We start from the raw sequence: 6066 nt of genomic DNA, 5'->3' as shown, positions 1-6066 counted from the left end.
GGGACATTCGCGGAGCAGAGCGCCCGACCTTCTCGATCCCGCCCACACAGCAGAGCGAAAGCATTTCACCCCCCCCAATGCGGAATGTGATGCGACCCCAAAGACACCGCCACGTTCTTCGGTTCCAGAAACACCTCATAACTCCAGGTCCCACCCTCACGCCCCGTGCCACTCGCCTTGGTGCCGCCAAACGGCTGGCGCAAATCCCGCACGTTCTGCGAATTCACGAAACACATGCCCGCTTCAACAGCCGCCGCCACCCGGTGCGCACGGCCCAGGTTCTCCGTCCACACATAGCTGGACAAGCCGTACTGGATGTCGTTCGCCAGCTCGATCGCATGCGCCTCGTCGCGAAACGGAATCAGGCAGGCCACCGGACCGAAGATTTCTTCTTGTGCAATGCGCATGCGGTTGTCCACATCGGCGAACACCGTGGGCCAAACGTAGTTGCCGTGTGCCACGCGCGACGGCAATTCAGCCGCGTACGAGGGCCGATCCAGCCCGCCACACAACAACGTGGCGCCCTCTTTCGGACCCAGTTCGATGTAGCTGCGCACCTTCGCCAGATGCGCCCGGCTGATCATCGGGCCGACGATGGTCTTCTCATCCAGCGGATCGCCCACGGTGATGCGCTTTGCGCGCTCGGCGAACTTCTGCGCGAAGTCGGCGTAGATGCTCTGCTGCACCAGGATGCGGCTGCCCGCCGTGCAGCGCTCGCCGTTGTTGCTGAAGATCATGAACACCGCAGCGTCCAGCGCGCGGTCCAGATCCGCGTCGTCGAAGACCACGAACGGGCTCTTGCCGCCCAGCTCCATGCTGAATTTTTTGAGGCCTGCGCTCTGCACGATGCGGTTGCCGGTGGCGGTGGAGCCGGTGAAGGAAATCGCGCGCACGTCCGGGTGCGCGCACAGCGGCTCGCCCGCTTCTTTGCCCATGCCGTGCACTACGTTGAGCACGCCGGGCGGAATGCCGGCTTCCAGCGCCAGCTCGCCCAAGCGCGCAGCCGTGAGCGGGCTGAGTTCGCTCATCTTCAGCACCGCCGTATTGCCGAAGGCCAGGCACGGCGCGACCTTCCAGGTGGCCGTCATGAAGGGCACGTTCCACGGGCTGATGAGCGCGCACACGCCCACCGGGTGGAAGAGCGTGTAGTTCAGGTGCGTGGGCGTGGGGTAGGTGTGGCCGTCCACACGGGTGCACATCTCGGCGAAGTACGAGAAGTTGTCCGCCGCGCGGGGGATCAACTGTTTGCCAGTCTGCGAAATCACCTGGCCGCTGTCGTTGGTCTCTAGCTGTGCGATCTCGGGCACGTGGGCGGCGATCAATTCGCCGAGCTTGCGCATGAGTTTGGCGCGCTCCGTGGCGGGCAGGCCGGCCCATTGGGGGAACGCGTCTTTCGCGGCCTGCACCGCCGCGTTGATCTCGGCTTCGCCGCCAGCGCTCACTTCGGCGAGCACCTCTTGCGTGGCGGGGTTGATCGTCTTGAAGGTGGTGCTGCCGGCCACCGACTGGCCGTTGATGAGGTGCTGGATCGTCATGCGGGTTCAGATGAAGTGATGGTGTTGACCAGGTCGCCGATGCCTTCAATGGACGTGACGATCACGTCGCCGGGCTGGCAGTCGACCACGCCGTCGGGCGTGCCGGTGAGGATGAGGTCGCCGGGTTGCAGCGTCATGAAGGCGCTGAAGTACTCGATCAGCGTGGGCACGTCGAAGATCATGTCGCGCGTGTTGCCTTGCTGTGTGACTTTGCCGTTGACGGTGGTCTGCAGCGCGAGGTTCATCGGATCAGGCACATCGGCAGCATCCACCAGCCAGGGCCCGATGGGGGTGCAGGTGTCGCGGTTCTTCACGCGCAGGTTGGGGCGGTACCAGTTCTCCAGGTAGTCGCGGATCGCGTAGTCGTTGGCCACGGTGTAGCCGGCCACGAAGTCCAGCGCGTCGGCCTTCTTCACGCGCCTGGCCTTGCGGCCGATCACCACCGCGAGTTCACATTCGTAGTGCATGTGTTGCACGCCAGCCGGGCGCACGGTGTAGCCGTTGTGGCCGGTGAGGCTGGCTTCGCCCTTCAGGAATGCGAGCGGTTCGTCGGGTGCCTTGAACGCGAGTTCTTTCGCATGGTCGGCGTAGTTCAGGCCGAGCGCGAGGATGGTGCGCGGGCGCGTGGGTGGGTTGAGTGCGAGCGGGGGCAACCACACCACCTCGTCGAAGGCCACGCGGCGGCCTTTGAACGCGGGGGTGAGCAACGCCAGTTGGCCATCGACCTCCACGGCGTCGTGGACCGCGCCGGCCCAGGCGATGCGGGCGTGCTTCATGCCTTCTCCTCAGCAACAAAGCTGTGCACGGCCGGCTTGAAGCCGGTGGCGCTGATCTCCACCGTGTCGCCCGCGTGCACCAGCGTGCGTGTTCCGTCGGGCAGGCAGTCGCTGCCCAGCATCAACACGTCGCCGGGGCGCAGCGTCATGAATTCACCCACATCGGCCAGCAGCGTGGCGGCGTCTCGCACCAGCTCGGCCAGCGCCGTGGTCTGGCGGTGCACGCCGTTGATGCGCAGCTCCAGCTGCAAGCAGGCCAGGCCGTCCAACCCGCCCAGGCGCTGCATCGGCACACATTCGGGACCAACACCCAGGAAACCATCAACGCACTGGAACTTCACCGGTGGGCGGTAGTAGCTCTCGTGCACGATGGCCACGTCGTTGAACAGCACGGCGCCCACCACACCGTCAGGACCCATCACCAGCCCGAGCGTGGCGGCCACCGCCACAGGTTTACCGGCTGGCAGGGCAATGCTGTGGCCGGCGGCGGTGAAGGTGTTGGCGGTTTTGATGTACAGCACCGGCGCACTCGGCGGCGCCTTGTAGGGTGCTTCGTTCATGCGCGACGCCCACAGCGCGTGTTCGCGCTGAAAGTTCAGCAGCGTGCCGTGGACCGTCCCCTCGGGCATCCAGTGGGTGTTCATTCGGCGTCCTCCTCCGCTGGCTCGACGTCGACCGGCTGCTCCAGCGCGATCACCTCGTCGAGCAACAGATACAGCTGCGCCAGCCGCGCCTTGCCCAGCCGCTCCTCCATCCACGCGTAGTGCGATTCGATGGTGGCTGACAGGCGCTTGACCAGCCTGAGCCCGGCGGGCGTGGCGCGCACCACGGTGCGGCGGGCGTCTTGCGGGCAGCGTCCGCGCGCAATCAAACCATCGCGCTCCATGCGGGTGAGCACGCCGGTGAGGCTGGGGCCCAGCAAAAACGCCTCGCGCGCGACACGACCGGTCTCCACACCGGCGGGCAGACGCGCGTGTTCACCGAGCACGCGCAGCACGCGCCACTGCTGGTCGCTCAGGCCGTGTTCGCGCAGGCTGGGCCGGGTGTGCAGCATCACGGCCTCGCGCGCTTCGAGCAGCAGGCGCGGCAGGTTGCGGTGGATGAAAGGAGTGGTGTCGCTCATTTAGTTAACATGTTAAATTAATGGGCTGTTACACGTTTGAGGGTTTACCCGGCTGGGGCCGGCGCGGAGAATGCGCGCATGAACGCACTCACCTCGCTGATCGGTACCGACTTCCCCTTGATCCAGGCGCCCATGGCGGGCGTGCAGGGCGCCGCGCTCGCGGTGGCCGTGAGCAACGCGGGCGCGCTCGGCTCGCTGCCCTGCGCCATGCTCGCGCCCGACGCGCTGGAGCGCGAACTGACCGCGCTGGCCGCGGGCACCACGCGCCCCTACAACGTCAATTTCTTCTGCCACACCCCGCCCGTGCCCGACGAGGCGCGCGAAGCCGCGTGGCGCGCCTGGCTGATCACCTACTACCGCGAGGCCGGGCTGGACATCGACGCCGTGCCCGCCGGCCCGGGGCGCGTGCCGTTCAACAGCGCATCGGCCGATTTGCTGGAGCGCTTCAAACCCAAGGTGGTGAGCTTCCACTTCGGCCTGCCCGACCTGGACCTGCTGGACCGCGTGAAAAGCTGGGGCAGCGTGGTGGCGTCCTCCGCCACCACGGTGGAAGAGGCGCGCTGGCTGGAGGCCTTTGGCGCCGACGTGGTCATTGCCCAGGGCGTGGAGGCGGGAGGGCACCGCGGCATGTTCCTCACCGACGACCTGACCACGCAGGTGGGTACGTTTGCCCTGCTGCCGCAGATCGTGGCGGCTGTGAACGTGCCGGTGATTGCAGCTGGCGGCATTGCCGATGCGGCCGGTGTGGCGGCGGCCATGGCGTTGGGCGCCTCGGGCGTGCAGGTGGGCACGGCCTACCTGTGCAGCGAGGAAGCCACCACCAGCGCCCTGCACCGCGCCGCGCTGCAGAGCGAAGCGGCGCACCACACGGCCTTGACCCACCTCTTCACCGGCCGCCCGGCGCGCGGCATCGTCAACCGCGTGATGCGCGAACTCGGCTCCATGAACCCGGTGGCGCCCGCGTTCCCGCTCGCGGGTGCGGCCATGGCGCCGCTGCGCGCGCACTGGGAGGCCAAGGGCAGTGGCGACTTTTCGCCGCTGTGGTCGGGGCAGAACGCCAGCGGCTGCCGCGATCTGCCGGCGGCCGAGATCACACGGTTGTTGATCGAAGGCTTCAGCGCTCGCGCATGACGGCGTCGCGCTGCGCGTTGAGCCAGCGCTTGACACGAACGCCGTTGCTCACCTGCTGAAGGTCGTGTTCGATGCCGGCGATCGCCGCTTCCAGGCTCTGGGCCTGATCGATGCGGTTCTGCAGCAGCGTGTTGGCGTTGGGTGAGAGGCCCTCGGGCAGATCGAACTCGTCGGCCAATGCGTTCTGGCGCCCGGCACGCTCGCGCTCCAGCTCGGCCACCTGGGCCTTGAGCAGCAAGGTGAGTGAGGCCAGGCGCTCGTCGGAGAGCTTGTGCACGGCCTCGGGGTCGGCCAGTTCGGCGCGGCTCTGGATGTGCAGCAGCGTGACGAGATCGCGTTTTTCATAAGCCGCGTTGGCCTCGCTCATGAGCGCGGTCTTGCGCAGGCGGACCTGCGGATCGGTTTCGCGGTCGGGGTGCAGGGCGCTGGCGAGCTGGCGGAACAGGCGGCGCAGCAGCGTGTCGGCGTCATGCTGCTCGGTCTGGCGCAGGGCGGCGCCGGGCTTCTTGCGTTCGCGCTTGGCCTGCGCGGCTTCGCGCTTTTTGTCCTGTTCTTCGGCCTGTGCCCGCCGCAGTCGCGCCATGCCGGCGCGCAGCAACTGTTCGGCGCTGAGGTCCTGGCCTTCGTCGTCCAGCGGTTCGCCGAGCACCGACTCCAGCCGGGCGCGCAAGGCATCGGCCGCTTCCTGCTTGAGCTGCGCCAGCGTGCGCGGGCTGTGGCGGTCGTGCAGTTCGCGCATGGCTTCACTGCCCGGGCCGCCGGCTTCAACCAGATGGCGTGCGATCTGGCAGAGCACCGCGCGCGCCGTGTCGCACTGACCCCGGCTGAGTTCCTGGCCCTGCAGGAAACCGTCCAGCGCCAACGCGAGTTCGCGCTGGCCTTGCGCCAACTGGCGGCGCAGCGGCTCGATGGCGCCATGCAGCTCCTGGCGGTGCAACTGGCCCAGCGCGTCCAGCTCGGTGAGCTGGCTCTTGAGCTTGTCGATGCGGGTGAGCTGCAGGTTGTAGGCGCGGGCCGCAGCGGACAGGGGTTGTGCGCTGGGCGGCAGCACGAGCAGGGAGGCGGCGGGAGTCTTGGTCATGGGCGCTCGACTATATTGCCCAGCACCATGGCCAAACACAAAACCCAATACACCTGCAACGAGTGCGGCGGCGCCAGCCCCAAGTGGCTGGGCAAATGCCCGCACTGCAACGCCTGGAACACGCTGGTGGAATCGGTGGCCGAGTCCACGGCGCCATCGAAAAACCGCTTTGCCTCGCTGGCCAAGACCGCCGAGGTCACCACCCTGGCCGACATCGACGCCACCGACGTGCAGCGCACCCCCACCGGCCATGACGAGCTCGACCGGGTGCTGGGCGGCGGCATTGTGGAAGGCGGCGTGGTGCTGATCGGCGGCGATCCGGGCATCGGCAAGTCGACCCTGCTGCTGCAGGCGCTGGATTCGTTGCAGCGCGCAAACGTGAAAACCCTCTACGTCACCGGCGAAGAGAGCGGCGCCCAG

At 67.4% G+C, this 6066-nt stretch carries 7 protein-coding genes; 2 read left to right on the top strand and 5 right to left on the bottom strand.

The genetic code is table 11. From position 1 onward, the window contains the following. Positions 1-65: 65 nt before the first annotated feature. The 4 genes from hpaE to hpaR are packed head-to-tail and all read right to left on the bottom strand — an operon-like array spanning position 66 to position 3434. Positions 66-1535 carry a 5-carboxymethyl-2-hydroxymuconate semialdehyde dehydrogenase gene (gene hpaE / locus ACN4F8_RS19780; protein ID WP_419475142.1) on the bottom strand — a complete coding sequence of 490 codons (1470 nt, stop codon included), beginning with the start codon at positions 1533-1535 and terminating at the stop codon, positions 66-68. Further along, on the bottom strand, positions 1532-2311 hold the full coding sequence (locus ACN4F8_RS19775) for a fumarylacetoacetate hydrolase family protein (RefSeq protein ID WP_419475141.1): 780 nt from the start codon (positions 2309-2311) through the stop codon (positions 1532-1534). Before ACN4F8_RS19775 ends, hpaE begins: the two co-directional genes overlap by 4 nt. Further along, on the bottom strand, positions 2308-2955 hold the full coding sequence (locus ACN4F8_RS19770; RefSeq protein ID WP_419475140.1) for a fumarylacetoacetate hydrolase family protein: 648 nt from the start codon (positions 2953-2955) through the stop codon (positions 2308-2310). Before ACN4F8_RS19770 ends, ACN4F8_RS19775 begins: the two co-directional genes overlap by 4 nt. Continuing rightward, complete coding sequence (gene hpaR / locus ACN4F8_RS19765) at positions 2952-3434, bottom strand: homoprotocatechuate degradation operon regulator HpaR (protein ID WP_419475139.1); 483 nt, start codon at positions 3432-3434, stop codon at positions 2952-2954. Before hpaR ends, ACN4F8_RS19770 begins: the two co-directional genes overlap by 4 nt. Before the next feature lie 78 nt (positions 3435-3512). On the opposite strand from hpaR, the gene ACN4F8_RS19760 reads away from it, so the two are divergent. Next, the gene (locus tag ACN4F8_RS19760; RefSeq protein ID WP_419475138.1) at positions 3513-4565 is read left to right on the top strand and encodes an NAD(P)H-dependent flavin oxidoreductase; all 1053 of its coding nucleotides are present in this window, start codon (positions 3513-3515) and stop codon (positions 4563-4565) included. On the opposite strand, the gene ACN4F8_RS19755 is transcribed toward ACN4F8_RS19760, so the two are convergent. Further along, positions 4549-5646, bottom strand: coding sequence for a hypothetical protein (locus ACN4F8_RS19755; protein WP_419475137.1), 1098 nt, complete (start codon positions 5644-5646; stop codon positions 4549-4551). The genes ACN4F8_RS19760 and ACN4F8_RS19755 overlap by 17 nt on opposite strands. Positions 5647-5673: 27 nt before the next feature. On the opposite strand from ACN4F8_RS19755, the gene ACN4F8_RS19750 reads away from it, so the two are divergent. Then, on the top strand, positions 5674-6066 hold a 393-nt coding region (locus ACN4F8_RS19750; protein WP_419475136.1), incomplete at its 3' end, for an ATPase domain-containing protein.

This window comes from Hydrogenophaga sp. (genome assembly GCF_048549895.1).
Lineage (GTDB): Bacteria > Pseudomonadota > Gammaproteobacteria > Burkholderiales > Burkholderiaceae_C > Hydrogenophaga.
The sequence above is the reverse complement of the archived record's forward strand: the minus strand, read 5'-3'. Positions and strand labels throughout refer to the sequence as shown.

Bases quoted from the DNA above. Each gene is read 5' to 3' on its own strand.
- hpaE (WP_419475142.1), bottom strand. From the start codon at position 1,535: ATGACGATCCAGCACCTCATCAACGGCCAGTCGGTGGCCGGCAGCACC.
- ACN4F8_RS19760 (WP_419475138.1), top strand. From the start codon at position 3,513: ATGAACGCACTCACCTCGCTGATCGGTACCGACTTCCCCTTGATCCAG.
- ACN4F8_RS19775 (WP_419475141.1), bottom strand. From the start codon at position 2,311: ATGAAGCACGCCCGCATCGCCTGGGCCGGCGCGGTCCACGACGCCGTG.
- ACN4F8_RS19770 (WP_419475140.1), bottom strand. From the start codon at position 2,955: ATGAACACCCACTGGATGCCCGAGGGGACGGTCCACGGCACGCTGCTG.
- hpaR (WP_419475139.1), bottom strand. From the start codon at position 3,434: ATGAGCGACACCACTCCTTTCATCCACCGCAACCTGCCGCGCCTGCTG.
- ACN4F8_RS19755 (WP_419475137.1), bottom strand. From the start codon at position 5,646: ATGACCAAGACTCCCGCCGCCTCCCTGCTCGTGCTGCCGCCCAGCGCA.